At 72.1% G+C, this 25,393-nt stretch carries 28 protein-coding genes and 1 tRNA gene; 19 read left to right on the forward strand and 10 right to left on the reverse strand.

The features are described from left to right. Positions 1-263 precede the first annotated feature (263 nt). The 6 genes from ACZ7FF_RS01830 to ACZ7FF_RS01855 all read left to right on the forward strand — a co-directional run bounded on the left by ACZ7FF_RS01830 (position 264) and on the right by ACZ7FF_RS01855 (position 4,727). Positions 264-701, forward strand: a complete 438-nt coding sequence (locus ACZ7FF_RS01830) for a DUF3052 domain-containing protein (protein WP_470808622.1) — start codon at positions 264-266, stop codon at positions 699-701. 124 nt (positions 702-825) lie between these two features. Beyond that, positions 826-1,284 (forward strand): peroxiredoxin, encoded by a 459-nt coding sequence (locus tag ACZ7FF_RS01835; RefSeq protein WP_470808623.1) that lies wholly within the window; start codon positions 826-828, stop codon positions 1,282-1,284. Positions 1,285-1,424: 140 nt separating this feature from the next. Further along, positions 1,425-2,000 (forward strand): TerD family protein, encoded by a 576-nt coding sequence (locus ACZ7FF_RS01840; protein ID WP_470808625.1) that lies wholly within the window; start codon positions 1,425-1,427, stop codon positions 1,998-2,000. Between the two features lie 98 nt (positions 2,001-2,098). Beyond that, positions 2,099-2,677, forward strand: coding sequence for a TerD family protein (locus ACZ7FF_RS01845; protein ID WP_470808626.1), 579 nt, complete (start codon positions 2,099-2,101; stop codon positions 2,675-2,677). Between the two features lie 76 nt (positions 2,678-2,753). Next, positions 2,754-3,893, forward strand: a complete 1,140-nt coding sequence (locus ACZ7FF_RS01850) for a DUF475 domain-containing protein (RefSeq protein WP_470808628.1) — start codon at positions 2,754-2,756, stop codon at positions 3,891-3,893. A gap of 96 nt (positions 3,894-3,989) precedes the next feature. Continuing rightward, on the forward strand, positions 3,990-4,727 hold the full coding sequence (locus ACZ7FF_RS01855) for a TerD family protein (protein ID WP_470808630.1): 738 nt from the start codon (positions 3,990-3,992) through the stop codon (positions 4,725-4,727). Positions 4,728-4,732: 5 nt separating this feature from the next. Here the strand turns inward: ACZ7FF_RS01855 and ACZ7FF_RS01860 are convergent, their stop codons facing one another. Continuing rightward, a complete protein-coding gene (locus ACZ7FF_RS01860) occupies positions 4,733-5,500 on the reverse strand; it encodes a TerD family protein (RefSeq protein WP_470808631.1) in 768 nt (255 codons plus the stop codon). Positions 5,501-5,677: 177 nt separating this feature from the next. Here ACZ7FF_RS01860 and ACZ7FF_RS01865 point away from each other — a divergent pair, with 177 nt between their 5' ends. From ACZ7FF_RS01865 to ACZ7FF_RS01875, 3 genes are read left to right on the forward strand one after another with little or no spacing between them, the layout of a single operon-like run. After that, a complete protein-coding gene (locus ACZ7FF_RS01865; RefSeq protein WP_470808632.1) occupies positions 5,678-6,844 on the forward strand; it encodes an HpcH/HpaI aldolase/citrate lyase family protein in 1,167 nt (388 codons plus the stop codon). Between the two features lie 26 nt (positions 6,845-6,870). Next, positions 6,871-9,336, forward strand: coding sequence for a phosphoribosyltransferase (locus tag ACZ7FF_RS01870; RefSeq protein ID WP_470808633.1), 2,466 nt, complete (start codon positions 6,871-6,873; stop codon positions 9,334-9,336). Further along, positions 9,336-10,148, forward strand: a complete 813-nt coding sequence (locus tag ACZ7FF_RS01875; protein WP_470808634.1) for an HAD family hydrolase — start codon at positions 9,336-9,338, stop codon at positions 10,146-10,148. Before ACZ7FF_RS01870 ends, ACZ7FF_RS01875 begins: the two co-directional genes overlap by 1 nt. Here the strand turns inward: ACZ7FF_RS01875 and ACZ7FF_RS01880 are convergent. The 4 genes from ACZ7FF_RS01880 to ACZ7FF_RS01895 form a co-directional block, all read right to left on the reverse strand. Further along, entirely contained in the window at positions 10,145-10,357 is a 213-nt protein-coding gene (locus tag ACZ7FF_RS01880; RefSeq protein WP_470808636.1) for an FmdB family zinc ribbon protein, read from the reverse strand. The two genes, ACZ7FF_RS01875 and ACZ7FF_RS01880, sit on opposite strands and share 4 nt — an antisense overlap. 9 nt (positions 10,358-10,366) lie before the next feature. Further along, complete coding sequence (locus ACZ7FF_RS01885) at positions 10,367-10,915, reverse strand: DUF4383 domain-containing protein (protein ID WP_470808638.1); 549 nt, start codon at positions 10,913-10,915, stop codon at positions 10,367-10,369. A gap of 145 nt (positions 10,916-11,060) precedes the next feature. Further along, positions 11,061-12,455, reverse strand: a complete 1,395-nt coding sequence (locus tag ACZ7FF_RS01890; RefSeq protein WP_470808640.1) for a hypothetical protein — start codon at positions 12,453-12,455, stop codon at positions 11,061-11,063. Between the two features lie 74 nt (positions 12,456-12,529). Continuing rightward, a complete protein-coding gene (locus tag ACZ7FF_RS01895) occupies positions 12,530-12,721 on the reverse strand; it encodes a hypothetical protein (protein WP_470808641.1) in 192 nt (63 codons plus the stop codon). A 204-nt stretch (positions 12,722-12,925) separates the two neighbouring features. Here ACZ7FF_RS01895 and ACZ7FF_RS01900 point away from each other — a divergent pair. Next, positions 12,926-12,997, forward strand: a tRNA-Val gene (locus ACZ7FF_RS01900). 44 nt (positions 12,998-13,041) lie between these two features. Here ACZ7FF_RS01900 and ACZ7FF_RS01905 read toward each other — a convergent pair. Both ACZ7FF_RS01905 and ACZ7FF_RS01910 read right to left on the reverse strand, forming a co-directional pair. Beyond that, on the reverse strand, positions 13,042-13,371 hold the full coding sequence (locus ACZ7FF_RS01905; protein ID WP_470808642.1) for a hypothetical protein: 330 nt from the start codon (positions 13,369-13,371) through the stop codon (positions 13,042-13,044). Between the two features lie 369 nt (positions 13,372-13,740). Continuing rightward, complete coding sequence (locus ACZ7FF_RS01910; protein ID WP_470809564.1) at positions 13,741-14,640, reverse strand: ketopantoate reductase family protein; 900 nt, start codon at positions 14,638-14,640, stop codon at positions 13,741-13,743. A gap of 91 nt (positions 14,641-14,731) precedes the next feature. Here ACZ7FF_RS01910 and ACZ7FF_RS01915 point away from each other — a divergent pair, with 91 nt between their 5' ends. The 3 genes from ACZ7FF_RS01915 to ACZ7FF_RS01925 all read left to right on the forward strand — a co-directional run bounded on the left by ACZ7FF_RS01915 (position 14,732) and on the right by ACZ7FF_RS01925 (position 16,961). Next, complete coding sequence (locus ACZ7FF_RS01915; RefSeq protein WP_470808644.1) at positions 14,732-14,977, forward strand: DUF2277 domain-containing protein; 246 nt, start codon at positions 14,732-14,734, stop codon at positions 14,975-14,977. A gap of 505 nt (positions 14,978-15,482) precedes the next feature. Then, a complete protein-coding gene (locus tag ACZ7FF_RS01920; protein WP_470808645.1) occupies positions 15,483-15,941 on the forward strand; it encodes a DoxX family protein in 459 nt (152 codons plus the stop codon). Positions 15,942-16,349: 408 nt separating this feature from the next. After that, on the forward strand, positions 16,350-16,961 hold the full coding sequence (locus ACZ7FF_RS01925) for a DedA family protein (protein WP_470808647.1): 612 nt from the start codon (positions 16,350-16,352) through the stop codon (positions 16,959-16,961). Between the two features lie 30 nt (positions 16,962-16,991). Here ACZ7FF_RS01925 and ACZ7FF_RS01930 read toward each other — a convergent pair whose 3' ends face one another. Next, positions 16,992-17,522: a hypothetical protein gene (locus ACZ7FF_RS01930; protein ID WP_470808648.1), complete on the reverse strand. Its 531-nt coding sequence runs from the start codon at positions 17,520-17,522 to the stop codon at positions 16,992-16,994. 481 nt (positions 17,523-18,003) lie between these two features. Between ACZ7FF_RS01930 and ACZ7FF_RS01935 the strand changes: the two genes are divergently transcribed. Together ACZ7FF_RS01935 and ACZ7FF_RS01940 are read left to right on the forward strand one after the other, a co-directional pair. Next, positions 18,004-18,585, forward strand: coding sequence for a TMEM165/GDT1 family protein (locus ACZ7FF_RS01935; protein WP_470808649.1), 582 nt, complete (start codon positions 18,004-18,006; stop codon positions 18,583-18,585). Positions 18,586-18,776: 191 nt separating this feature from the next. After that, positions 18,777-19,445: an HAD-IA family hydrolase gene (locus ACZ7FF_RS01940; RefSeq protein ID WP_470808651.1), complete on the forward strand. Its 669-nt coding sequence runs from the start codon at positions 18,777-18,779 to the stop codon at positions 19,443-19,445. 51 nt (positions 19,446-19,496) lie between these two features. Here ACZ7FF_RS01940 and ACZ7FF_RS01945 read toward each other — a convergent pair whose 3' ends face one another. Continuing rightward, a complete protein-coding gene (locus tag ACZ7FF_RS01945) occupies positions 19,497-20,180 on the reverse strand; it encodes a peptidoglycan-binding domain-containing protein (protein ID WP_470808653.1) in 684 nt (227 codons plus the stop codon). A gap of 647 nt (positions 20,181-20,827) precedes the next feature. On the opposite strand from ACZ7FF_RS01945, the gene ACZ7FF_RS01950 reads away from it, so the two are divergent. Next, positions 20,828-22,867, forward strand: coding sequence for a DHA2 family efflux MFS transporter permease subunit (locus tag ACZ7FF_RS01950; RefSeq protein ID WP_470808654.1), 2,040 nt, complete (start codon positions 20,828-20,830; stop codon positions 22,865-22,867). Here ACZ7FF_RS01950 and ACZ7FF_RS01955 read toward each other — a convergent pair. Next, positions 22,791-23,369, reverse strand: a complete 579-nt coding sequence (locus ACZ7FF_RS01955) for a GNAT family N-acetyltransferase (RefSeq protein WP_470808655.1) — start codon at positions 23,367-23,369, stop codon at positions 22,791-22,793. The two genes, ACZ7FF_RS01950 and ACZ7FF_RS01955, sit on opposite strands and share 77 nt — an antisense overlap. Before the next feature lie 69 nt (positions 23,370-23,438). Here ACZ7FF_RS01955 and ACZ7FF_RS01960 point away from each other — a divergent pair, with 69 nt between their 5' ends. From ACZ7FF_RS01960 to ACZ7FF_RS01970, 3 genes are all read left to right on the forward strand, one after another. Next, positions 23,439-24,152, forward strand: a complete 714-nt coding sequence (locus ACZ7FF_RS01960) for a helix-turn-helix transcriptional regulator (protein ID WP_470808657.1) — start codon at positions 23,439-23,441, stop codon at positions 24,150-24,152. An 88-nt stretch (positions 24,153-24,240) separates the two neighbouring features. Further along, complete coding sequence (locus tag ACZ7FF_RS01965) at positions 24,241-24,651, forward strand: nuclear transport factor 2 family protein (protein WP_470808658.1); 411 nt, start codon at positions 24,241-24,243, stop codon at positions 24,649-24,651. A gap of 85 nt (positions 24,652-24,736) precedes the next feature. After that, positions 24,737-25,390: a hypothetical protein gene (locus ACZ7FF_RS01970; RefSeq protein WP_470808660.1), complete on the forward strand. Its 654-nt coding sequence runs from the start codon at positions 24,737-24,739 to the stop codon at positions 25,388-25,390. Positions 25,391-25,393: the final 3 nt, after the last annotated feature.

A 25,393-nucleotide genomic window follows, 5' to 3' on the forward strand; every position in this document is an offset into this window, starting at 1 on the left:
TGACGCGTCTGGCAAAGTTGTTCGATGGTCGTAGCGCCGGATGATTCCTAACGGCGCAATCCGGGCACATCGGTGTGATGTGGGTGGCGCGGAATCGAGATACGGTGCCAGGAGTTGCGTCGACACGGCCGGGATCGTCACCGTTGCGACGGTCCGGACGGCCGGGTACTTGCGCGATCCGTCCCGCCCGTGTGGACTACGGCCAATGCTTCGCGCACGCGCGTGGCTGAGATATTCATCAAGACATGATCAGGAGGCAACCCGTGAGCGCGACCGCGGACCACGCGGAGGAGCGGACGAACCCTGCCGCCAGGCTGGGGTTCCAGCCCGGGCAGGTGGTCCAGGAGATCGGCTACGACGACGACGTCGACCAGGAGCTCCGCCAGGCCATCGAGGAAGCCGTCGAGGGCGACCTGATGGACGAGGACTTTGACGACGTGGCCGACGCCGTTGTGCTGTGGTTCCGTGACGACGACGGTGACCTGACGGATTCGCTGGTGGACGCCACCACGTACATCGAAGAGGGCGGCGCGATCCTGCTCCTCACGCCGAAGACCGGCCGTTCGGGGTACGTGGAGCCCAGCGACATCCAGGACGCCGCGACGACGGCCGGCCTGACGGCCTCGAAGAGCGTCAGCGTGGGCAAGGACTGGAGCGGCAGCCGGCTGGCGACGCCCAAGGCGGCCAAGTCCAAGAAGTGACCGCCGCCCGGACGGGCCGGATCTCGCCCCGGCCCGTCCCGGTGCCCCGGTGATCGCTGCGTAGGGTGGACCCGAGCGTTTGCTGTGCTCTCACCCCGACAGCCCACCGAAGGGAAGCACGACGATGGCGATCCAGGTCGGCGACAAGGCGCCCGACTTCGAGCTCAAGGACAACCACGGCCGGACCGTGAGGCTCTCGGACTTCCGTGGCGAGAAGAACGTGGTCCTGCTCTTCTACCCCTTCGCCTTCACCGGCGTGTGCACCGGCGAGCTCTGCGAGCTCCGCGACAACCTGCCGAGGTTCGCGGACCGCGACACCCAGCTGCTCGCCGTCTCCAACGACTCCATCCACAGCCTGCGCGTCTTCGCCGAGCAGGAGGGGCTCGAGTACCCGCTGCTGAGCGACTTCTGGCCGCACGGCAACGCCTCGCGCGCCTACGGCGTCTTCGACGAGGACAAGGGCTGCGCCGTCCGCGGCACCTTCATCATCGACAAGGACGGCGTCGTGCGGTGGACCGTGATCAACGGCCTGCCGGACGCCCGCGACCTCGACGAGTACGTGAAGGCCCTCGACACCCTGTGAGCCGGCCGCACGGCCGACACCTGTGATCCTTCGGGTCCAGGGTCTGCGGGGGGCGGGAACCCGTCACTAGGATCGGTTCGTTGATCCCATATCCGTAGCACGACGGGGCTTCCCGCCCCTGGACACCACATGGAGGACTCGTGGGAGTCAGCCTCAGCAAGGGCGGCAACGTATCGCTGACGAAGGAGGCCCCGGGCCTGACCGCGGTCCTCGTCGGTCTGGGCTGGGACGCCCGCACCACGACCGGCACCGACTTCGATCTCGACGCCAGCGCGCTGCTGCTGAACAACTCGGGCAAGGTCGTCAGCGACCAGCATTTCGTCTTCTTCAACAACCTCAAGAGCCCCGACGGCTCGGTCGAGCACACGGGTGACAACCTCACCGGTGAGGGCGAGGGCGACGACGAGGTCATCAAGGTCAACCTCGCCGGTGTCCCGGCCGACGTCGAGAAGATCGTCTTCCCGGTCTCCATCTACGACGCCGACAACCGCCAGCAGTCCTTCGGCCAGGTCCGCAACGCCTACATCCGCGTGGTGAACCAGGCCGGCGGCTCGGAGATCGCCCGCTACGACCTCAGCGAGGACGCCTCCACGGAGACCGCGATGGTCTTCGGCGAGCTGTACCGCAACGGCGCGGAGTGGAAGTTCCGCGCCATCGGCCAGGGCTACGCCTCCGGGCTGCGCGGCATCGCCCAGGACTTCGGCGTCAACGTCTGACGTCCGTCGGGGCACGACCCGTCCGGCGCCGAACCGTTTACGGTCGGCGCCGGACGTGCAGGACAACAGGGAAGCACCGCTAGGGGAGGACCATCACCATGGGCGTCACGCTCGCCAAGGGAGGCAACGTCTCCCTCTCCAAGGCCGCACCGAACCTCACGAACGTCATGATCGGGCTCGGCTGGGACGCGCGCTCCACCACCGGCGCCCCCTTCGACCTGGACGCCAGCGCGCTGCTGTGCGGCGCCACCAACCGGGTGCTGGGCGACGAGTGGTTCGTGTTCTACAACCAGCTCAAGAGCCCGGACGGCTCCGTGGAGCACACGGGTGACAACCTCACCGGTGAGGGCGAGGGCGACGACGAGACCATCCTGGTGGACCTGGCCAAGGTCCCCGCGCACTGCGAGAAGGTCGCCTTCCCGGTCTCCATCCACATGGCGGACGAGCGCGGCCAGACCTTCGGCCAGGTCTCCAACGCCTACATCCGCGTGGTCAACCAGGCCGACGGCCAGGAGCTCGCGCGCTACGACCTCAGCGAGGACGCCTCCAGCGAAACGGCCATGATCTTCGGCGAGCTCTACCGGTACCAGGGCGAATGGAAGTTCCGTGCGGTCGGGCAGGGGTACGCGTCCGGACTCCGCGGCATCGCTCTAGACTTCGGAGTCAACGTTTCGTAAAGCCGGTCACGGCGCCGGGGAGACCCTCCCCCAGACACCGTCTGGGAGGTGCCCCCACAACACGATGGGGTAGCCAGTGCTTCTGAAAACCTTCGGCTGGTCGTTCGCGATCACCGCGATCGGCCTGGTCGCCGCGGTCTTCTACGGGGGCTGGGAGGCCTTCGGAGTCGTGGCGATCCTGGCCGTCCTCGAGATCTCGCTGTCGTTCGACAACGCGGTGGTCAACGCCGGGATCCTGAAGAAGATGAACGCCTTCTGGCAGAAGATCTTCCTCACGGTCGGCGTTCTCATCGCCGTCTTCGGCATGCGGCTGGTCTTCCCCGTCGTCATCGTGGCCATCACCGCGAAGCTCAACCCGTACGACGCGGTCCACCTCGCCCTCACCGACAAGGACCGCTACCAGCAGCTCGTCACCGACGCCCACCCGGCGATCGCGGCGTTCGGCGGCATGTTCCTGCTGATGATCTTCCTGGACTTCATCTTCGAGGACCGGGACATACAGTGGCTGCAGTGGATCGAGCGGCCCCTGGCCAAGCTCGGCAAGGTCGACATGCTGTCGGTCTGCATCTCCCTGATCGTCCTGCTGGTCACGTCCTTCACCTTCGCCGCCCACGCCCACCAGCACGGCGGCGTGCACGCCGACAAGGCGCAGACGGTCCTGATCGCCGGAATCGCCGGCCTGATCACGTACATGATCGTCGGCGGTCTCTCCGGCTACTTCGAGGACCGGCTGGAGGAAGAGGAGGAGCGCGAGCACGAGGAGGAGGAAGAGGCCGCCCGCGCCGGCCGGAAGAAGCCGGTGGTGCTGCTGGCCGGCCAGGCCGCGTTCTTCATGTTCCTCTACCTGGAGGTCCTGGACGCGTCCTTCTCCTTCGACGGTGTGATCGGCGCCTTCGCCATCACCAACGACATCGTGATGATGGCCCTCGGCCTCGGCATCGGCGCGATGTACGTCCGGTCGCTCACCGTGTACCTGGTCCGCCAGGGCACCCTCGACGACTACGTCTACCTGGAGCACGGCGCCCACTACGCGATCGGCGCCCTGGCCGTGATCCTCATGGTCACCATCCAGTACGAGATCAACGAGGTCATCACCGGTCTCGTGGGCGTCGTGCTGATCGCCCTGTCCTTCTGGTCCTCCGTGCGCCGCAACCGCGCGCTCGCGGCCGCGGGCGACGGCTCCGGCGAGAAGACCGAGGTCCCCTCGGGGGTGTGACACCCCGGGCGGTGAGGAACGCTTCGAACGGGGCGGCCGACGTGGTCGGCCGCCCCGTTCGCGTCAAGACGAGTACCTGGGGACCTGGGGGCGGGAATGGGCTTCTTCGACGGACTGCTGGGCGGGCGTGCCGCCGACTTCGACTCCGGCAGCGCCTCCTCCAACGCGATCGAACTCACCAGGCGACACCACACGGTGTCGCTCACCAAACAGGACGCGGCCACCGGCCACCTGCGCATCAACCTGACCTGGCGGATGCGCACCTCCGACTTCGACGGTGCCCAGCGCACCAGCCTGCTGCGGCACCCCTTCAAGGCCCTCAAGCCCCCGGAGGTCCTCGGACACGGGCAGAGCATGGTCAACGTCGACCTCGACCTGGGCTGCCTGTACGAGCTGACCGACGGCACCAAGGGGGTCGTACAGCCGCTCGGCGGCTACCTGGGCGAGACCAACTCACCGCCGTACATCAAGCTCAGCGGGGACGACCGGTTCGGGTCGGCGTCCGGCGAGACCATGTACGTCAACCTCGACCACCGCGACGCCATCAAGCGGCTGCTGGTCTTCGTCTACATCTACGACCAGACACCGGCCTTCGACCGTACGCACGCCATCGTCACCCTCTACCCCAGCAACGGCCCCCGCATCGAGATAGGCCTCGACGAACGCCACCCCCAGGCCCGCTCCTGCGCGGTCGTGCTGATCGAGAACGTCAAGGGCGAACTGACCGTGCGCCGCGAGGTGAAGTTCGTCTACGGCTTCCAGGGCGAGCTGGACCGGCTGTACGGGTGGGGTCTGCAGTGGGGCCGCGGCTACAAGACCAAGGCCGACCGCTAGCCCGGCTACCGCCCGACGAACTGCGGCCCCTGCGGGGGCATGCGGAAGTTCGGGTCCGGGGCCGTGAAGACCGGCTGGGGTCCCGGATAGCCGTAGGAGGGCTGGCCCGAGGCGGGCTGCGGGTAGCCGTACGCCGGCTGCGGATAGCCGTACGCGGGCTGCTGCGGCACCGCCGACGTCGGCTGCTCCGGAGGCAGCGGCTGCGCCGCGGGCGGCTCCTCCTCCGCCTCCGACTCGTCGACCGAGATGCCGTAGTCCGTGGCGAGGCCCTTCAGGCCGTTCGAGTAGCCCTCGCCCAGCGCCCGGAACTTCCAGCCCTCCCCGCGCCGGTACAGCTCACCGCAGATCAGCGCCGTCTCCGCGCCGGTCTGCGGCGTGATCTCGAAGGTGGCCAGCGGCTCGCCGCCGGCCACCGCGCCGTCGTACAGCGTGATGCTGAGGGCCGGCACCTGGTCGAAGGAGACACCGTCCGCCGAGGCCACCAGCAGGATCCGGCCGATGTCCGGCTCGACGCCGGAGAGATCTGACTGGATCGTGTCGGTCAGGCCCTCGGTGACGCGCTTCTTGCCCAGCCGCCACACCTTCCCCGAGGGGTGCCGGGGCTGGTTGTAGAAAACGAAGTCCTCGTCGGAGCGCACACGGCCCTCGGGGCCCAGCAGCAGCGCGGAGGCGTCCACGTCCGGGACCGACTGCCCGGGCGTCCAGCGCAGCACGGCGCGGACCGTGGTGGCCTCCAGCGGGACGTTCGACCCCTTCAGCATCGCGTGCGTCATGCGGTCATCCTGCCTTCTCGGTCCTGGCCACGACAATGCGGGGGGTGCCGACCGCCGACATGGGCGAGTTACCGGAAATTCATGCCCGAAGGGAACCCCCGACATGGATCCCTACGTACTATTACCGGCCACCCTTTACCGAATCCACAGGCTCGGCGCGCACCCCGAGGGAGTCCTATGCGTCATTTCGGGCACATCGCCCCCGAGGTGCGGCAGCGCCTCTTCCACCGGGAGCCGTGCGCGTTCACCGCCGACTCCCCGGCCCGGCTGCTCGCCGCGGCCCTGGGCGCCACGCTGTACAGTCCGGCCACCCGGCCGCGCCTCGCCGGCGACGTCCTCAAGCAGGCGGCCAACGGCGTGGTCTCCATGGTGCTGTGCCTGGAGGACTCCATCGACGACGCCGACGTGGCGGCGGGCGAGGAGAACCTCGTCACCCAGTTCGCCGACCTCCACTCCCGGGCGGGAGCGGAGCCGCCGCTGCTGTTCATCCGGGTGCGCGCCCCCGAGCAGATCCCCGACCTCGTACGCCGTCTCGGCGCGTCCGTGCGGCTGCTGTCCGGTTTCGTGCTGCCCAAGTTCACCGAGGAACGCGGCATCCCGTTCCTGGAGGCCCTCACCGCCGCCGAGACCGACAGCGGCCGCCGGCTCTTCGCCATGCCGGTGCTCGAGTCCCCGGAGCTGCTGTACCGCGAGTCGCGCGTGGACACCCTGGAGGGCATCTTCCGCGCCGTCGACAAGTACCGCGACCGCGTCCTCGCCCTCCGCCTCGGCGTGACCGACTTCTGCTCCTCCTACGGGCTGCGCCGGGCCCCCGACATGACCGCCTACGACGTCCAGGTCGTCGCCTCCGTGATCGCCGACGTGGTCAACATGCTCGGCCGCGCCGACGGCACCGGATTCACCGTCACCGGGCCCGTCTGGGAGTACTTCCGGGTATCCGAACGCATGTTCAAGCCGCAGCTGAGGCAGAGCCCCTTCCTGGAGGTGCAGGCCGTCGAGCTGCGCGAGAAGCTCATCGAACACGCCATGGACGGACTGCTGCGGGAGATCTCCCTCGACCAGGCCAACGGCCTGCTCGGCAAGACCTGCATCCACCCCTCCCACGTCCTGCCCGTGCACGCGCTCTCCGTGGTCAGCCACGAGGAGTTCAGCGACGCCCAGGACATCCTGCGGCCGGAACGGGGCGGCGGGGGTGTACTCCGGTCGGCCTACACGAACAAGATGAACGAGGTGAAGCCGCACCGCGCCTGGGCCGAGCGGACCCTGCTGCGCGCCGAGGCCTTCGGCGTCGCGCACGAGGACGTCGGCTTCGTGGAGCTGCTCGCCGCCGGAATACCCGGCTGATCCTTCCCACATCGTCCAAGGAACGCATGAACTACGCAGTGAACGACGGGGTCTGGTCCGGCAGCTGGGTCGCCGAGCGACTCGGCGTCGAACTCGAGGGCGACGACGGCCTGACGGCCCTGCTCGGGCTGGCGCTGCGCCGCAACCCGAAGCGGGCCCACCTGCTGGTCTCGCACGTACTCGGCAAGCACGTCCCGCAGTCACCGTCCGTGGTCTACGACCACGGCCACCGGCTCGGCCGCCGGGTCGCCGAGCTGCTCGGCGAGACCGGGACGGCAGGGGCGGTCGTCCTCGGCTACGCGGAGACCGCCACCGGACTCGGCCACGCCGTCGCCGACGGCCTCGGCACGGCGCCGTACCTGCACTCCACCCGCCGTCCCGTGGCCGGCGTCGCCCCCGCGGGCGGCTTCGAGGAGTCGCACTCCCACGCCACGTCGCACCTCCTGCTGCCGGAGGACCCCGCCCTGCTGGCCGGCGACGGTCCGCTGGTCCTCGTCGACGACGAGTTCTCCACCGGCAACACCGTCCTCAACACCATTCGTGACCTGCACGAACGGTACCCACGGCAGCACTACGCGGTGGTCGCCCTCGTCGACATGCGCGCACCCGAGGACGTCGAGCGCATGGAACGGTTCGCCGACGAGATCGGGGCCCGCGTGGACCTGATCGCCGCCGCCTCCGGCACCGTACGGCTGCCCCCGGACGTCCTGGAGAAGGGGCAGCGACTGGTGGCCCGGCACGAGCCCCGCCACGCGCACCCGGCCGAGACGCACGACGCCCCCGAAGAGGCCCCGCGGCCCGCGCGCATCGCACTCGACTGGCCCCACCGCCTCCCCGACGGCGGCCGGCACGGCTTCACCCCCGCCCACCGCGCCCGCCTGGAGACCGCGCTGCCCGCCATGGGCGCCCGAATACGCGACGCCCTGCCCCCCGGCACCCGCCGCGTCCTGGTCCTCGGCAACGAGGAACTCATGTACGCCCCACTGCGCCTCGCCCGCGAACTGGAACGGGCCACCCGGGCCGAGGTCCGCTTCTCCACCACCACCCGCTCGCCCGTCCTCGCCGTCGACGACCCCGGCTACGCCATCCGCACCCGCCTGGTCTTCCCCGCCCACGACGACCCCGCCGACGGCCCCGGCGAGCGCTACGCCTACAACGTCGCGGGCGGCCGCTTCGACACCGTCGTCGCCGTCGTCGACTCCACCGCCGACACCCCCGCCCTGCACGCCCCCGACGGCCTCCTGGCTCGCCTCGCCGAACACGTCCCGCACGTCCTGCTCGCGGTCGTCCCCTCCTACCTCCCCGCGCCCCCGCGCGCTCCCGAAAGGCCGGCCATGCTGCCCGAGCCCCTCCGCGGCCCCGCGTTCTCCTCGTACCCGCCCGAGGACGTCGGCTGGCTGCTCCAGGACCTCTCCGACGTCAGCCTGGAGGCACCCACCGAGGAACGCGAGGAGGCCATCCAGAGCGGCGGCGCCCACTACGCCGAGTCGCTGCCCGTCGAGTACCAGCCCAGCGACCAGTACCAGGAACTGTTCCACACGGCCCTCGACGCCTCCGCCGCACGGCTCGCCCATGCGGTCGGCGTGGTCACGGAGACGGTGATCACCGAACGCTCACCGCGCCCCGTCCTGGTCTCCCTGGCCCGCGCCGGCACCCCCGTCGGCGTCCTCATGCGCCGCTGGGCCCACTTCCGGCACGGCCTCGACCTCCCGCACTACGCCGTCTCCATCGTGCGCGGCCGGGGCATCGACGCCAACGCCCTGCGCTGGCTCGCCGCCCACCACGACCCCCGCGACGTCGTCTTCGTCGACGGCTGGACCGGCAAGGGCGCAATCACCCGCGAACTCGCCCAGGCCATCGAGGAGTTCGAGGCCAAGGAGGGCATCACCGGATTCGACCCGGAGATCGCCGTACTCGCCGACCCCGGCTCCTGCGTGCGCACCTACGGCACCCGCGAGGACTTCCTCATCCCCTCCGCCTGCCTCAACTCCACCGTCTCCGGCCTGATCTCCCGCACGGTCCTGCGCGCCGACCTCGTCGGCCCGGACGACTTCCACGGCGCCAAGTACTACCGCGAACTGGCCGGCGCCGACGTCTCCGTGGCCTTCCTCGACGCCGTCTTTGCCCGCTTCCCCGACGTCGCCGACACCGTCGACGAAGCGGTCAAGGAACTGCTGGCCGAGGACCGCACCCCCACCTGGGCCGGCTGGCGGGCCGTCGAGCGCATCAGCGAGCAGTACGGCATCCAGGACGTGAACCTCGTCAAGCCCGGCGTCGGCGAGACCACCCGCGTACTGCTGCGCCGGGTGCCCTGGAAGATCCTCGCCCGCACCGGAGCGGGCGCCGACCTCGACCACGTCCGGCTGCTCGCCGAACAGCGCGGGGTCCCCGTCGAGGAGGTCGGCGAACTGCCCTACACCTGCGTCGGCCTCATCCACCCCCAGTACACCCGCGGCGCCACCGGCGCCGACGGCAAGGCGGTGAACGGCTGATGCCCGTGCTCGTCGCCAGCGACCTCGACCGAACGCTGATCTACTCCTCGGCGGCCCTCGCACTGACCATGCCCGACGCCCGCGCACCCCGGCTGCTCTGCGTCGAGGTGCACGAGGCCAAGCCGCTCTCCTACCTCACCGAGACCGCGGCCCAGCTGCTGACCGACCTCGGCGACACCGCCGTCTTCGTGCCCACCACGACCCGCACCCGCAAGCAGTACCAGCGCATCAACCTGCCCGGACCGCCCCCCAAGTACGCGATCTGCGCCAACGGCGGCCACCTGCTCGTCGACGGCGCCACCGACCACGACTGGCACACGAAGGTCCTCACCCGGCTCGCCGACGAGTGCGCACCGCTCGCCGAGGTCCACGACCACCTGCTCCGCACCGCCGACCCCGTCTGGGTACGCAAGCACCGGATCGCCGAGGACCTCTTCAGCTACCTCGTCGTCGAACGGGAACTGCTGCCCGAGGACTGGGTCAAGGAACTCACCGTGTGGGCCGAGAACCGCGGCTGGACGGTCTCCCTCCAGGGCCGCAAGATCTACGCCGTACCGCAGCCGCTCACCAAGAGCGCCGCCGTCCGCGAGGTCGCCCGCCGCACCGGCGCGCAGCTCACCCTCGCCGCCGGGGACTCGCTCCTCGACGCCGACCTGCTGCTCGCCGCCGACCGGGGCTGGCGCCCCGGCCACGGAGAACTCGCCGACAGCGGCTGGACCGCCCCACACATCAGCGCGCTCCCCGAGCGAGGAGTCCTCGCCGGGGAGCGCATCGTGAGGGAGTTCCTGAAAGCCACCCGCCAGGCGGGCTAGCCGCAGCAGCCACCGCCGCAGCAGCCGCCGCCCCCGCCCGCCGCGGGGGCCGGCGCGCCGGCCGTCCCGCCCACGGCCACCGCCGACAGCAGCTTCACCGTGTCGTCATGGCCCGCGGGACAGCTCGCGGGATCACCGGACGCCGCCATCGGACGGCTCAGTTCGAACGTGTCGCCGCAGGTCCGGCAGCGGTACTCATAGCGAGGCATGGGCACAGACTAACCGGCCGGCGGCAGCGCGGACCCCTGCTCGGGCCGCTGCCGCTCCGCATCCGGATGGCGGGCCCGCCAGTACGGATTGTCGTGCGGCAACGTGGAACCGACCCGGCCGTACATGCCGAAGGTCATCAGCAGCAGGCCCACGACAAAGCTGAACAGCACGTTCGGCATCCGGAACGCCAGGAAGTTGCTCGCGGAGTCCAGCAGCCCCAGGAACAGGAAACCGTTCAGCAGGAACAGGATGCCGAGCACCATGTTCAGCGTCGACGCGACGTTCCCGCCGATCGCCATGCCGACCATCAGCAGCGCGCCGATGCAGATCGACAGCACACTCAGCGTGCCGTTGGTGTTCAGCCCGATGACCGTGGCGCCACCGATGCCGAAGAACCCGATGTGGTTGATCAGACCCAGGATGCCGAACGCGATCAGGAACGCGCCGATCAGTCCCGCGCCGATCCGGTAGACCGTGTTCAGCTTGTGGTCCACGGGCAGGTGCTTGTCGAACTCGATGCGCTGCCGCGGCCGCGTGTGCTGTGCGTGTGTGGCCATGTCCGCCTCCCTCGGGCGCTAGCGGAGGCCATCCGTCCCGTTCAATATCCGCCTGCCCGCCCCCACCCGGCAACACGCACGACCCGGCACACGACCCGGCACCCGCCGCCGGACAGGGGCCCCGCCCCAGGCCAGACCCCACGGATCAGTGCCCGCCGCCGCGCTCCTCGCGGATCCGTGCCACCACCCGAGCGGCCGACTGCCGCACCGCGTCCGTCTCGGTCAGGAAGTGCCAGTAGTCCGGATGCCGGCCCTCCAGCGAGCCCACCGCCCGCTCCAGCCGCGCCACCGCCTCGTCCAGCGGCCCCGCATGCCGCGGATCCGGCGCCGCACGGCCCGTCATCGCCAGCCGCTGGGCGTCCCGGATCGCGAACCGCGTCCGCTCGATCTCCGCCTGCGGGTCCTTCTGCACCGCGTTCAGCCGGGACAACCGGTCACCGGCCGCCGAGACCGCATCGTCGGTCGCGTTCAGCAGCGCACGCACCGTCGACAGCGACGAGGTGGCGTCCGCCCACCGCTGCGCGTCCCGCGCCGCCTGCGCCTCGCGCAGCTTCACCTCCGCCTGCCGCACGTTCTCCGCGGCCTGCACCGGCACCTGCTGGAGATCCTGCCAGCACGCCGCCGCGAACCGCCGACGCAGCTCGCTGAGCACCGGATCCACCTGCCCCGCGCGCGTGGTCAGCGCCTGCGCCCGGGTCCGCAACGACACCAGCCGGTGATCGATCTCGGCCGCCTTCTCCGGCAGCCGCTCGGCCTCGGCACGGATCGCCCCGGCCTCCCGCTGCACCCGCTCGGCCCGCTCCACCGTCTGCTGCGCCCCGTGCTGCGCCGCTCCCTGGTTCAGCTTCGTCAGCTCCGGCGACAGGGCGGCCAGCCGCGCGGCCAGGTCGTCGGCCCGCAGACCGTGCTCCCGTACCGCGTCCAGCGCGTTGCTCGCGGCCAGCAGCGCCTGCCGGGCGCGCTCCACGGCGGGCGCCAGCTGGGCCAGCCGCGTCTCCGCCGAGCCCAGCAGCGGCCCGAGCGAGCTGGCGAAACGGTCCAGCTCCTGCTTGACCCGGACCAGTTCGTCCCGCGCCGCCGTCAGCTCACCGCGTGCCCGCGCGGCCGCCCCGGCCTCCAGGTCGACCCGGTCCAGGTCATGGGCGTCCACCGCCTGGATGTACCGCTGGCTGACCTCGTCGATCCGCAGCCCGAGCGCCTGGAAGTCGGACACGGCACGCCGGCCCGCCGGGGTGTCGTCCACCGCCGTGATGGTCTCGATCGAGATCCGCAGGTCCCGCTGCGCGGTGTCCAGCTCGTAGAACGCGGACGCGGCGGCGTCCTTCGCCGCCTGCGCCTCGGCCCGCTGACTCTCCGCCCGGCCGCCGAACCAGCGCCGCGTACCCCCGCCGGCGAACGCGGCGGGCAGCGCGAGCGCGGCCAGCAACGGCAGGCCCACCAGGGTGAGCGTGTCCCGCAGGGCCGTCGGCCCGCGCCGAGCCCTCGCGGTGGACGACGGCGGGTACGGCTGTGTCGATGGCGTGCCCGGTCTCGCCGTCACATCCCTCTCCCGTGCTGTGGTTCGCCCTGGGTGGTGTCATTCTCCCACCCGTTGAAGACGAACACACGAGCCGGTCAGTTCGCGGTGCGAACCGTGACTTTCCCGTTCGCGGAGCCCGCCGTCACCGAGTGCCCGCTCCTGTCGTCGCGGGGCACGGACACCGACACCGGACCGGAGTCCGCGTGCGCGTCCACGCGGTGACCGGCGCGGGGCAGCACCACCGTCACGTCGCCGTCGTCGCTGCTCGCCCGCACGAGATCGGGCACGCCGTGCAGTGCGACGTCCACTGAGCCGTTGACTCGGCCTCCCAGGACCGTAAATGATCAACAGCCCACCCCGTCATCGGGCTCACCGCCGGACGGGGGTGGGGGTAACCCCCGGTCGGGCCCGGATTCCGGCCGATTCGCGGTTGCCGTCCAGTGCCCCCGGCAAGGTAGGCTGTCGACTCGTCCTGGCGCGGTCCAGGTCCGGGGTGCGTAGCTCAGGGGTAGAGCGCCTGCCTTACAAGCAGGATGTCGGCGGTTCGAAACCGTCCGCGCCCACCGAACGGGGAGCCCCCGGCCTTTGTGGCCGGGGGCTTTGTCGTTCAGGTGGGGTCGTGGGCGTGTTTGAGGCCGCTGCGGGCCTCCATGCGCTGTTCGGCCGCGACCTCGGCCCAGAAGCGGTGGGTGCTGACGAAGACCGCCAGTTCGTGTTCGCGGCGCCGGAGCTTCTCCACCTCTGCCTGCTCGTCGGCCGTCCAGCCGGGGGACGCGGGCCGCTCCATCTTGCGCCAGCCGGTGTCGTCGCTGAGGGCGTCCATCGGCTCGACCGACCACGGCAGCCGCTTGAGCAGGGCCGACAGCTCGGCCCGGACCTGATGCAGCTCCTCCTGACCGGCGAGGAGGTCACTGGGGAATTGGTAGGTCGTAGCCACGCGGCAATGGTACGCCTGTTCGATTTTGGGAGGCGAGTTCTGCAGAGGGGTTCACGCGAACGGGTGTTCAGGGTCCGGACCGCCGGCCAGCCGCCAGCCGGGCGCGCTCGCCGCGGTGCATCTGGTCTCCGCCCAGTGGTTGTCGTCCCGCTGGGGCTTACTGCCCGCCAGGGCTGTCGACCCGTTGGGGTCGTCGACCCGCCGGGCTCCCGGGTCACCGTGGCTCCCGGGTCACCGGGACTCCCGAGTCACTGGGGCCCCCGGGTCGCCGGGACTCCCGGGTCGCCGGGACTCCCGGGTCGTCGGGACTCTCAGGTCACCGGGGCCCCGGGGTCGCCGGGGCCCTCGGGTCGCGGGGCCGGGCGTGCCTCAGTGGCCCGCGTCCCGCAGTTCCCGTACGAGCCGTGCCGTCACCGGGACCGGTACGCCGTGCAGCTCGGCCGCGCGCAGCAACGCCCCGCCGATGGCGTCGAGTTCGAGCGGCCGGCCCGCCTCGGCGTCGCGCTGCATGGAGGACTTGGCCGTGGGCGGGAAGGCGTCGTACCGGGCGAGGGCCCGGGCCGGGTCGGCGGGGGCGCCGCAGGCGTGGCTGACCTCGGTGGTCTCCGTGACCAGTGCCTCCAGTTCCGCGCGGTGGCGGGTGCGGGCCTCGCCGAGCGGTACGCCGTACCGGGTGGTGAGCAGGGCGAAGGGGGCCAGGAACGCCATCTTCGCCCAGAGTGCCGCCGTCTCGTCCTCGACCACTCGGGCGGTCGTGCCGGCGTCGGTGAGGACGGCGGCGAGCGCGTCGAGGCGGGCGCGGGGTACGCCGTCCCCGGCGAGGTCGATCTCCGTGAACGGGCTGCCGTGCTCGATCACGCCCGGCCGCAGCCGGGTGGACTCCACGCGGATCACCGCCGGGGCGACCCGGTCGGGGCGGTGGCCGGCGCGCAGCGCGGCGGGGTGTTCGACGCCGTTCAGGAGCGGTACGACGAGGGCGTCGCCGAGCGCGGCGGGCGGGACCCGGGTCAGGGCGGCGTCGAGCGCGGTGTGCTTGACGGTGATCAGGCAGGCGTCCACCGGTTCGCGCAGCTCGGTGTCCGCCTCGACGGGCGCGGTGAACTCGCCGAACTGCGCGCTGCGTACGGTGAGTCCGGTGCGGCGCAGGGTGTCGGCCGTGCCCTCCCGGGCCAGGCACACGACGCGGTGGCCGGCGCGGGACAGGAGGGCGGCGAGGAGGCCGCCCGTGCCGCCGGGGCCGAGGACGGCCACGGTGTACTGGTTCGCCATGAAGTTGTCCTTTCGACGGTCGGCCCCGGTGTCGGTGGCCGCCTTCGGATGGATCATCGCAGGAGTGCGCGGGGTGCGTGAGACTGGGGGCATGTGCCGGAGTATCAAGACGCTGCGTCCGCCCGTGCTCCCCGAAGAGGCCACGGACGACGACATCCACGCCGCCGCGCTGCAGTACGTCCGCAAGGTCTCGGGCTTCCGCGCTCCCGCCGCCCACAACCGCGAGGTCTTCGACGCGGCCGTGGAGGCCGTCGCCCGCGCCACCGCCGAACTGCTCGGCGGGCTGGAGGTGCGGGGCCAGGCCGTACGGACACGGCCGGTGGAAGAGGCCGGGTAGGTAGCGGCAGAGGGTGCCGGGGGGCGGCCGGAGGGGGAGGCGCCGCCCGAGTTGGGCATGCCCGGGGGTGGAGGGCGCCGCTCGGAATCTCATGCCGGGGGCGGAGAACGTCGCCCCCGGGTTCGTCGTGCCCGGTGGCCCCGGTTGGTCCTGCCCCGGGCTGCCAACTGGGCGGCGTGCGGCGGTCTCGGCGGCTGATCGGTCGTCAACGTGGCCCACGGACAGCTGTGTTCGGCTCGCGCCGCTCCCGAAGTGCGAGCGCCGCCCGGCGTGTTCGGCCAAGTGCGGATCAGGTCATCTTCCGTGGTGCCGGTGCGGTCGCGGGGGCCTTCCCACGTGCGGCCCGCCCCGGGGCGAAGCGGTGAGCGGAAGCGGAAGCATGGCCAGATGTTGAACTTGCAAGCACAGATTAGGTTCACCTAACCTGGGGTTCCCTTCGGTACCGCCGCCCCCACCGGCCCGCCTGTCCCCGCGGGCTCGACCGACACCGAGATGGAGAACCCCCATGCCGTCCCCGCGTCTCAACTCCGCTCAGCCCTATGCCCTCGGGCTCTTCCGCATCGTCGTCGGCCTGCTCTTCACGGCCCACGGCGCGGCCTCCCTCTTCGGCGTCCTCGGCGGCGCCATGGGCACCCACGGCGGCACGATCGAGACCGGCACCTGGCCGGGCTGGTACGCGGCCGTGATCCAGCTGGCCGCCGGTGCCCTGGTGCTCCTGGGCCTCGGCACCCGCGGGGCCGCGCTGCTGGCCTCCGGCTCGATGGCGTTCGCGTACTTCGACATCCACCAGAAGGCCGCGCTGTGGCCCATCCAGAACGGCGGTGAGCTCGCGGTGCTGTTCTGCTGGGCGTTCCTCCTGCTGGTCTTCACGGGCTCCGGCGCGTTCGGTCTCGACCGGCTGCTCGCCCGGCGTACGACGGTGGCGGCGGAGCCCGCCGCCGAGCAGGCCCCGATGGTGGCCTGACCCGACAGGCCCGCGCGTCACGGCACCCTTCCCCGGCCGTCCGGGGAAGGGTGCCGACGCGGTGCCGCCCGCTTCACGCTGTCCGGCGTCCGCGCTGTGCAGTCGGCTCGCGCGGTCGCCGCGTCGCCCTGCTCCGTGCGGCCCGGCGCCCGCGCTTGCGCCCGAGTCGTGCGGGCGTCGTGCCGAGCGCTTCGTGCCATGCGTGCGGGCCTTGCGCCGTCCGCGTCGTGCAGTCCCTACGGTCGTCGTGCCGTCCACTTCGTGCGGTCGTCGTGCCCCTGTCCTCCTCCTGTCACCCCCCTGTCGTCCCCCTGTGGTCCCCTGGGTCCCCGGAGCCCCCAGGGCACCCGCTGTCACAGGCCCGGCGTACGCTGTACGGCTGTCAACGGGGGACTGACGGGAGTTGTCGTGTTGGAGAGCGTGGGGTCGCTGGCGGCCGGGCCCTGGATCTATGCCGTGGTGGCCCTGTCCGTGCTGCTCGACGTGTTCGTGCCGGTGCTGCCGAGCGGTGTGCTCGTCATCGCCGCCGGTACGGCCGCCGCGGCGGGATCGGGCGCGGCGACCGGCCGGGTGCCGCACAACGTGCCGGACATCCTGGTCCTGATCCTCTCCGCGGCGACCGCCTCGGTCCTCGGCGATCTGGTGGCCTACCGTCTGGCCTGGCGGGGCGGGGAGCGGCTGGACCGGGCGATAGCCCGTTCCCGGCGGCTGACCACCGCGCAGGAACGTCTCGGCGAGGCCCTGGCCCGGGGTGGCGGCGCCCTTGTCGTGCTGGCTCGCTTCGCCCCCGCCGGCCGCTCCGTGGTCTCCTTCTGCGCGGGCGCGGCCCACCGCAGGGCCCGTGACTTCCTTCCCTGGTCCGCGCTGGCCGGTCTGTCCTGGGCCGCCTACAGCGTGGCCCTCGGCTATTACGGCGCCCGGTGGCTGGGCGCGACCTGGCTGGCGACGGCGGTGTCGGTGGGCGCGCTGTTCGCGGCGGGTGCGGTGGCCGGTTTCCTCATGCGGCGGCGGCCGGCCTGAGTCGGCCGGCCGCGTGCGGGTGCCCCGGTGTCAGCCGATGCCGGTGACCTTCAGCGCGGTGGTCCAGTTGGTCTTGATGGCGGAGCGGGCGGCGGACAGGGTGACCCGGCCGTCGCACACGGCGTTCTTGAGCTTGGTCTCGACGCCGTCCTTCGAGGTGGCCGTCGAGCTGCCGTAGCGCGGCTCGGGCCAGAGGTTCGTCGTGGCCTTCGGGGCGCCACCGAGTTCCAGGGGCACGAGGTGGTCCTCCTCGTAGTCGGACATGTTGGTGTCCGAGTAGCCGTAGTCGGTGATGCCCTGGGCCTTGAGGGCGTTGGTGTAGCTGGTGGAGGGCCGGACCGTGCTGGTCCACCCGGAGACGCAGATGGTGGAGCCGATGGTGGACTGCGTGACGTCCGGGTTGTACGCGCCGGGGGTGCAGGACGAGTCGGGCAGCGGCAGGCGGGCCTGGGAGCAGGTGCTGGCCTGCGCGGTGCCGGCGCTGACGCCGAGGATGAGACCGCTGATCGTCAGGGAGAGGGCGGACGCGGTGGCGGCGGACGTGCGGGTGATGGAGCGCATGAGGGGTCTCCTGGGGAGTCATGGCCATGACAGATGAGTGTCGGCTTCCGGCCTTCTGCGGCGGCGGGTAGGCTCCCTGCTCGACGCGCGTAGAGCCTTGGCACTCGAACTCGGTTGCGGGGGTCGGGGTGTTCGGTGGGAACGAGGGAATGCTCGCGGGGCCGCGTTGCCGGGAAGCGAGCGCCCGGTAAGAAGCTAGTGACGTGTTCATGTCACGGCAAGGTTCGGGGCGCGACTTTTGCGTCCCGTACTATGGGGGGCGCAGAAGGGGAGTAGCTCTTCGCCGGACCGTCGACATACTGCTCAGCCAGCCTGAGCCGGCGCCCGGAGGCGGACCCGTCAGGGCCGCCCAGCGAGACCTTCGGCAAGCAGTGCACGCCCGTGCCCCTCAGGCGCGGGGGCGAAGTGTGCTGCCGTGCCGAGGTGTCATCGCGCGATGTATCGCACTCTCGGTGGGGCGGCCCCGACCGATTGAGGGATCTTGATCAGCATCACCGTGACGGCGCTCGTCTTCGGCGTCATCTTCCTCGCCGAACTGCCGGACAAGACCGCGCTCGCCGGTCTCGTCCTCGGCACCCGCTACCGCGCCGGTTACGTCTTCGCGGGCGTCGCCGCCGCCTTCCTGGTGCATGTCGTGCTCGCCGTGGCCGCGGGCAGCGTGCTGACCCTGCTGCCCCAGCGGCTCGTGCACGCCGTCACCGGTGTCCTCTTCCTCGCCGGCGCGGCGATGCTGCTGTTCCACAAGGGCGAGGAGGAGGAAGAGATCAAGAAGCCCGCCGACCAGTCCTTCTGGAGGGTCGCGGGGACCGGCTTCATGCTCATCCTGGTCGCCGAGTTCGGTGACCTGACCCAGATCATGACCGCCAACCTCGCCGCCCGTTACGACGACCCGCTCTCCGTCGGCCTCGGCGCGCTGCTCGGTCTGTGGGCGGTCGCAGGGCTCGGCATCGTGGGCGGAAAGGCCCTGATGAAGCGGGTGCCGCTGCGGCTGATCACGCAGATCGCGGCGCTGCTGATGGTGGCGCTCGGCGTGTGGAGCCTGTGGGAGTCGGTCGCGGGCTGAGCTGAACGCCGGATGAACGCTCGCCGGGGGCGGTGGCGGGAACGCCGTACGGTTTTGTACCGTGGAGGAACAAAGTGGCTCCCGCCCGTTCTCCCTGACCGGCGGGCGGGGCCGCCTTGTCCCTCCCTGAGACCTCGGGGGGCCTCCAGGGACCGCCCGTACGACCCCTCTCCCGCGCCTTGGAGCTGCCGATGACGGCCACCGTCACACCCACCGTCCTGACCGCCCGCGCCCTCCTGCTCGACATGGACGGCACCCTCGTCAACTCCGATGCCGTGGTCGAGCGCATCTGGCGGCGCTGGGCCGAGCGGCAGGGGCTGGACGGCGACGAGGTGATGCAGGTCGTCCACGGCCGTCAGGGGCACGCCTCCATGGCCGTGCTGCTGCCCGGCCGGCCCATGGAGCAGAACCTCGCCGACAACGCGCGCATGCTCGCGGAGGAGACCGCCGACACCGACGGTGTGGTCGAGGTCCCCGGCGCGGCCGGCTTCCTCGCGTCCCTGCGCGGGCTGCCGCACGCCCTGGTGACCTCCGCGGACGTCGCCCTGTCCACCGTGCGCATGGCCGCGGCGGGGCTGCCGCTGCCCGAGGTCCGGGTCACCGCCGAGTCGGTCGGGGCGAGCAAGCCCGACCCCGAGGGGTTCCTCAAGGGCGCCGCCGAACTCGGCGCCGACCCGGCCGACTGCGTCGTCTTCGAGGACTCCGGCGCGGGCATCGCCGCGGGGCGCGCCGCGGGCATGACCGTGGTCGGGGTCGGGCCCCGTGCCGCCGTCCACGGTCCCGACGTGACCGTTCCGGACCTCACCCGGGTCCGTGTCGGGGCCCTGCCGGACGGCACCCTGCGCCTGCGCATCGCCTGACGGCGGGCAGCGCGGGGGTGCGGGCGGGGCCCCTTGACACCCGGCCGGGGCTCACGGGCCCGTGGTCTCCGACTCCAGGGCTGCCCGGGTGGCCGGGCCGTAGACGCCGAGGGGGTCGCCCTGGATGCCGCGGGCCAGTTGGTAGGTGCTCACGGCGTTCTCCACGGAGCGGGTGAAGACGCCGTCCGTCTGGCCGACGTAGAGGTTCAACTGCCACAGGCGGTACTGGAGTTCGGCGACCTCCGGGCCGGAGTCGCCGCGTCGGAGCACCGGCGCCGCGGCGGGGGTGGCGCGCGGGGCGGCGGTGAGCGTGACGGACGGAGAGGGGGCCGGGCGCGAGGCGTCGGGGGACGGCGAGGGGCTCGGCGACGGCGAGGCCGACGGGGTCGGGGTGGGCGACGGAGCGGGCGGGGGTACGGCCGGACGCGACGCGGTGGGGCCGCCGGGTGTCTTCGGGGACGCCGCAGCCGGTGAGCTGACGTTCGGGACACCCACCCGGACCTCCTGGGCCGCGCCGTCCCGGGCGGGCGCGTGGTACGACACCAGCGCGAACCCGGCCGCGGCCACGACCGCCACGCCCGCGCCCCCGGCCGCCAGCAGGGCCGCGCGCCCGGAGCGGCGCCGGAACCGCGTTCCCCCGGCCCCCCGCGGCGCGCCCTCGGCCTCCACCCCCTCGTCCAGGGCCGCCGCGACCTTTGCCGGCTGACTCCCAGCGGCACGGCCCCCGGGCGCCACGGTCGATACTGGGCGCGTCTCTCCTGCGCCGGTGTCTCCGGTCGGTATCGGGCGGGTCGCGTCGGTGCGGGCGTCCTCACTCGGCCCCGAGCGAGCCCCCGCTGCATCACCCTCGGCCCCGGCGCCCCCATCGGGCCCCCGGGGAGCAGCCTCCGCACCGCCCTCGGCCCCGGCGTCCCCACTCGGCACCCGGCTGGTAGCCTCCGCGTCGCCCTCGACCTGAGCCTTTGCACCCGCCCCTCGGGGAACAGCCGCCGCACCGCCCTCGGCGTCAGCGCCCGCCCCCGCCCCCGTCGGACCCCGCTCTCCCCCCTCCCGCTCCCCCTCTCCGGCCCCCACGTCGACGTAAGGCCGGATTCGCAGGGGGTCGAAGTCCTCTGCCGCTGCTGCCTCGGCCGTGCGGGCTTCGCGCAGGGCCTCGGAGGCGCGCTCGGCGCAGTCGCACGACGGTGTGTGGTCCGTGGTCCTCGGCGTACCGCACTGCGGGCACGCGGTGGACTGCTCCCCGTTCACGTTCGCCACCCTCCCCTCGGAAGTTTCAGAGACTATGCGGAACTCCTTCACATCCGCAGGACTCAACAGGCCATAAGTGGTGACACCGACCAGGATGGAACTGGTCCAACCGAGTCGAGCCCCGGGAGGTCTCCATGGCCCTGGACACCCACGGCACGGAGAAGGAGATGAGGGCCGCCGAGCACGTCCCCGGCAACGTGTTCGTCTCGATCGGCGCCCTGCTCCTCGGGCTCCTGCTCGCCGCCCTCGACCAGACCATCGTGTCGACCGCGCTGCCCACCATCGTCAGCGACCTCGGCGGGCTGGAGCACCTGTCCTGGGTGGTCACCGCCTATCTGCTGGCCTCGACCGCCGCGACCCCGCTGTGGGGCAAGCTGGGCGACCAGTACGGGCGCAAGCGGCTGTTCCAGACCGCCATCGTGATCTTCCTGATCGGCTCGGCGCTGTGCGGCATGGCACAGAACATGCCCGAGCTGATCGGTTTCCGGGCGCTGCAGGGCCTCGGCGGCGGCGGGCTGATGGTGCTGTCGATGGCGATCGTCGGCGACATCGTGCCGCCCCGTGAACGCGGCCGCTACCAGGGCCTGTTCGGCGCGGTGTTCGGCGCGACCAGTGTGCTCGGGCCGCTGCTCGGCGGGGTGTTCACCGAGCACCTGAGCTGGCGCTGGGTGTTCTACGTCAACCTGCCCGTGGGCATCGTCGCGCTCGCCGTGATCGCCACCGCGCTGCACATCCCGCGCCGCACCTCCCGCCACGTCATCGACTACCTCGGCACGTTCCTGATCGCCGCGGTCGCCACCTGCCTCGTGCTGGTCGCCTCCCTCGGCGGCACGACCTGGGCGTGGGGCTCGGCCCAGATCATCGGGCTCGTCGTGCTGGGCGTCGTGCTCGCCGTGGCGTTCGTCGCCGTCGAGCGGCGGGCCGCCGAACCGGTCCTGCCGCTGAAGCTGTTCGGCATCCGCACCTTCAGCCTGGCCGCCGTCATCAGCTTCATCGTCGGCTTCGCCATGTTCGGCGCGATGACCTACCTGCCGACCTTCCTCCAGGTCGTGCACGGCATCTCGCCGACGCTGTCGGGGGTGCACATGCTGCCGATGGTGGTCGGCCTGCTGCTGTCCTCCACGATCTCCGGGCAGATCGTCAGCCGCACCGGCCGCTGGAAGATCTTCCCCGTCACGGGCACCGCCGTCACCACCATCGGCCTGCTGCTCCTGCACCGGCTCGACGAGCACAGCTCGACCGCCGAGATGAGCGTCTACTTCTTCGTCTTCGGCCTGGGCCTCGGCCTGGTCATGCAGGTCCTGGTGCTCATCGTGCAGAACGCCGTCTCCTACGAGGACCTGGGCGTCGCCACCTCGGGCGCCACCTTCTTCCGCTCCATCGGCGCCTCCTTCGGCGTCGCCATCTTCGGCACGGTCTTCGCGAGCCGGCTCGGCGACAACCTGGTCGCCGCCTTCCGGGGCGTGCACCTGCCGCCCGGCGCCAGCGCGAACGCGCTGAAGTCCGACCCGCGGGGCATAGCCGCCCTGCCCCCGGCCCTGCGCCCGGCCGCCCTGCACGCCTACGCCTCGTCCATCACGGACGTCTTCCTCTACGCCGCCCCGGTCGCCCTGCTCGGCTTCGTGCTGGCCTGGTTCCTGAAGGAGGACCCGCTGCGCGGCTCGGTCACCGCGCCGGACGTCTCCGAGACCATCGCGCCCAACCCGGTGGAGCGCTCCTCCTACGACGAGGTCTGCCGCGCCCTGTCCCTGCTCGGCACCCGCGAGGGGCGCCGGGAGATCTACGTGGAGATCACCCGGCGGGCCGGGTACGACCTGCTGCCCGCCGCCAGCTGGGTACTGCTACGCATCCGCAGGTACGGCTCCGTCGAGCCGGGCGTGCTCGCCGAGCGCAGCCCCGTCCCGCTGGAGGCCGTCCTCGCCGCCGCCCGCCAGGTCGAGGAGCGGCGCCTGGCCGAACGCCGGGGCCTGGACCTGTATCTGACCGAGTCGGGCCGCGAGGTCGCCGAGCGGCTCGCCCGGGCCCGCGAGGAGTCGCTCGCCGAGCTGCTCGGCGACTGGTGGCAGCCCGGCCGGTCCACCGATCTGATGCAACTGGTCAAGGAGTTGACCGGTGAGATGTGCGGATCGGAGCGGGAGCGGCCGCACAACGGGACGGCGGCCCGGCTGGGCTGACCGCGGCCAGCTCCTTGCGGAACCAGTGCTCGGCGTACCGGTCGGTGTTGTGCGGGGCGGTCTCGGTGTAGCCGAGGCGGGCGTACAGGGCGCGGGCCTCGACCAGGTCGCCGCGGGTGTCCAGGACCAGCCGCCGGGCACCGAGGGCCACGGCGGCCTCCTCGGCGGCGCGGACGAGCAGCGCGGCGCCGCCCCGGCCGCGCATCCCCTCCGCCACGAACACCCGTGTCAGCTCGGCCGTGTCCGCGTCCAGCAGCCGCACACCCGCGCAGCCGGCCGGCTCCCCGGCGTACCGGCCGACCAGCAACTCACCGGCAGGAGGAGCAAGTTCGGCGCCCGTGGTGGCGGCGACCTCCCGCTCCAGCTCGTCCGGATCGGTGCGGTGCCCCTCGTGCAGCAGGTACCAGCGGTCGCTGACCTCGGTGTAGTAGGCCCGCCACAGCGCGGCGGCGGCCGGCGAGTCGTACGGCTCCGGGCTGATCGTCCACGTCATGCCGGTCATTGTCGGCCGCGGCCGCGGACCCGCCGCAACCGAATACTTCCGGGCGCGGATCACCGGACACTGGTCGTCGTGAACCGCACCGACCGTCTCTACGCCCTCGTCGAGGAGCTGCGCGCCGCGGCTCCCCGCCCCCGCAGCGCCCGTACCCTCGCCCGCCGCTTCGAGGTCAGTGTCCGCACCATCGAGCGGGACCTGGCCGCGCTCCAGCAGTCCGGGGTGCCGATCCACGCGGAGCCCGGCCGCACCGGCGGCTACGTCCTCGACCGGGACCGCACCCTGCCGCCGCTGTCCGTCACCCCGGCCGAGGCAACCGCCCTCGCCGTTGCACTGCACACCCTTGACGGGACGCCGTTCGCGGCGGACGCGCGCAGCGCACTGCACAAGGTGCTGGCCGTGATGCCCGCGAGGGAGCGGCGGGCGGCGGGCGAACTGGCCGGGCGGGTGCGGCTGCTCGTCCCGGCGGCCCGCCCGGCGCGGCCCGCCGGACCGCCGGTGCCCGCCGCCCTGCGCGAGGCGCTGACGGCCGGCCGGGTGCTGCGCCTGGAGTACGCCGACGCGGCGGGCCGGGCCACCGCGCGGGACGTGGAACCGCTCGGCTTCCTCGGCGGCGACGAGCACTGGTACCTGATCGCCTGGTGCCGGCTGCGGGACGCGGCGCGCGGCTTCCGCCTCGACCGCGTCCGCGCGGTCACGGCCCTCGCCGAGCGGGCCCCGCGGCGCACCGTCGACCTGGCCGCGCTGGACACCTTCGGCTCGGACCTGGTGCCGCTGGACGAGCTGTGAATGTGACGGCGAACACCGACACAGGGTTGTCGCCGAAGGGGCGCAGGCTGGTGCCCGTTCCCACCGGACCTCTCCGAAAGGCACGGCCATGACCTCGGCATCCCTGACGAACGGCACCCTCACCACGGCGACCGGCGTCGCCCTCTTCGACCGCTGGACCGCCCTGTGGAACGGCGACCTCACCGACCCGGAGACGTTCCTCGCGCCCGGCTTCCGCATCCGCTTCGGCAACGACCCGCTGAACGCGGCCACGGACGGGATCCACGGCCCCGACGGGATCACCGACTACGTCCGGGCCTTCCGCGAGAGGTACCAGGGGCTGCGGTACACCGCCGACGCCACGCCGCTGGTGGACGTCCCGGCGGCCCGGGTCGCGTGCGGCTGGTACGTCACCGCACCGGGCGGTGTGTGCAGGAGCGGCATCGACCTGTTCGAGGTGGTGGACGGGCGCATCGCCACGGTGTGGTCGGTGACCGGGCTGCGCCGCTTCGCGGACTGACGGCCGTTTGTGGACGGGTTTCCGGGTCACCCGAACGGAGAACCGGAGAACCGGCCGGTGCGGCCGGTCCGATCGGAAGGCAACCATGTCCACAGGCTTGATCATTCTGTTGATCGTGATCGTGGCGGTCGTGGTCCTCGGCGCGGCCGCCGCCATCCTGCTCGGCCACCGCGGTGGCTCGAGCCTGAAGCGGCGCTTCGGGCCGGAGTACGAACGGACCGTGGCCGTGCACGACGGGGACACCAAGGCCGCCGAGCGGGAGCTGGGCGAACGCCTGGAGCGCCACGGCGACCTGCGGGAACGGCCCCTGGACCGGGCGGACCGCGACCGCTACGCCGAGCGCTGGACCACCGTCCAGGAACACTTCGTGGAGTCCCCGCGGCAGGCGGTGACCGAGGCCGACCAGCTGCTCGCGGAACTCGCCGCGGTCCGCGGCTACCCCGACGGCGGGCGCTACGAGGAGCAGCTCGCCGCCCTGTCCGTGCACCACGCCGACCACGTCGACGGCTACCGGCAGGTGCACCGGGTCGCCCGGGCCGGGGCGAGCGGCACCCTGAGCGAGTCCGGCGCCGGCACCGAGGAGATGCGCACCGCCCTCGTCGGGGCGCACGCCCTCTTCGACGAGCTGACCGACACCAGCTCCCCGACGGGCCGCCACCGGGCGTCCTCCGGCGCCGGCTCCCACGAGCGCTCCCACCCCCAGTGGTCCCTGAACAAGGGCCGACCGAAGGAGAGTTGAGCG

Source organism: Streptomyces sp. NPDC037126 (genome assembly GCF_055605965.1).

Coding starts and splice junctions, on each gene's coding strand:
- ACZ7FF_RS01910 (WP_470809564.1), bottom strand. CDS start 14,640: ATGGCGAACCAGTACACCGTGGCCGTCCTCGGCCCCGGCGGCACGGGC.
- ACZ7FF_RS01915 (WP_470808644.1), top strand. CDS start 14,732: ATGTGCCGGAGTATCAAGACGCTGCGTCCGCCCGTGCTCCCCGAAGAG.
- ACZ7FF_RS01955 (WP_470808655.1), bottom strand. CDS start 23,369: ATGACCGGCATGACGTGGACGATCAGCCCGGAGCCGTACGACTCGCCG.
- ACZ7FF_RS01845 (WP_470808626.1), top strand. CDS start 2,099: ATGGGCGTCACGCTCGCCAAGGGAGGCAACGTCTCCCTCTCCAAGGCC.
- ACZ7FF_RS01965 (WP_470808658.1), top strand. CDS start 24,241: ATGACCTCGGCATCCCTGACGAACGGCACCCTCACCACGGCGACCGGC.
- ACZ7FF_RS01835 (WP_470808623.1), top strand. CDS start 826: ATGGCGATCCAGGTCGGCGACAAGGCGCCCGACTTCGAGCTCAAGGAC.
- ACZ7FF_RS01940 (WP_470808651.1), top strand. CDS start 18,777: ATGACGGCCACCGTCACACCCACCGTCCTGACCGCCCGCGCCCTCCTG.
- ACZ7FF_RS01865 (WP_470808632.1), top strand. CDS start 5,678: ATGCGTCATTTCGGGCACATCGCCCCCGAGGTGCGGCAGCGCCTCTTC.
- ACZ7FF_RS01885 (WP_470808638.1), bottom strand. CDS start 10,915: ATGGCCACACACGCACAGCACACGCGGCCGCGGCAGCGCATCGAGTTC.
- ACZ7FF_RS01860 (WP_470808631.1), bottom strand. CDS start 5,500: ATGACGCACGCGATGCTGAAGGGGTCGAACGTCCCGCTGGAGGCCACC.
- ACZ7FF_RS01950 (WP_470808654.1), top strand. CDS start 20,828: ATGGCCCTGGACACCCACGGCACGGAGAAGGAGATGAGGGCCGCCGAG.
- ACZ7FF_RS01875 (WP_470808634.1), top strand. CDS start 9,336: ATGCCCGTGCTCGTCGCCAGCGACCTCGACCGAACGCTGATCTACTCC.
- ACZ7FF_RS01920 (WP_470808645.1), top strand. CDS start 15,483: ATGCCGTCCCCGCGTCTCAACTCCGCTCAGCCCTATGCCCTCGGGCTC.
- ACZ7FF_RS01970 (WP_470808660.1), top strand. CDS start 24,737: ATGTCCACAGGCTTGATCATTCTGTTGATCGTGATCGTGGCGGTCGTG.
- ACZ7FF_RS01880 (WP_470808636.1), bottom strand. CDS start 10,357: ATGCCTCGCTATGAGTACCGCTGCCGGACCTGCGGCGACACGTTCGAA.
- ACZ7FF_RS01855 (WP_470808630.1), top strand. CDS start 3,990: ATGGGCTTCTTCGACGGACTGCTGGGCGGGCGTGCCGCCGACTTCGAC.
- ACZ7FF_RS01870 (WP_470808633.1), top strand. CDS start 6,871: ATGAACTACGCAGTGAACGACGGGGTCTGGTCCGGCAGCTGGGTCGCC.
- ACZ7FF_RS01930 (WP_470808648.1), bottom strand. CDS start 17,522: ATGCGCTCCATCACCCGCACGTCCGCCGCCACCGCGTCCGCCCTCTCC.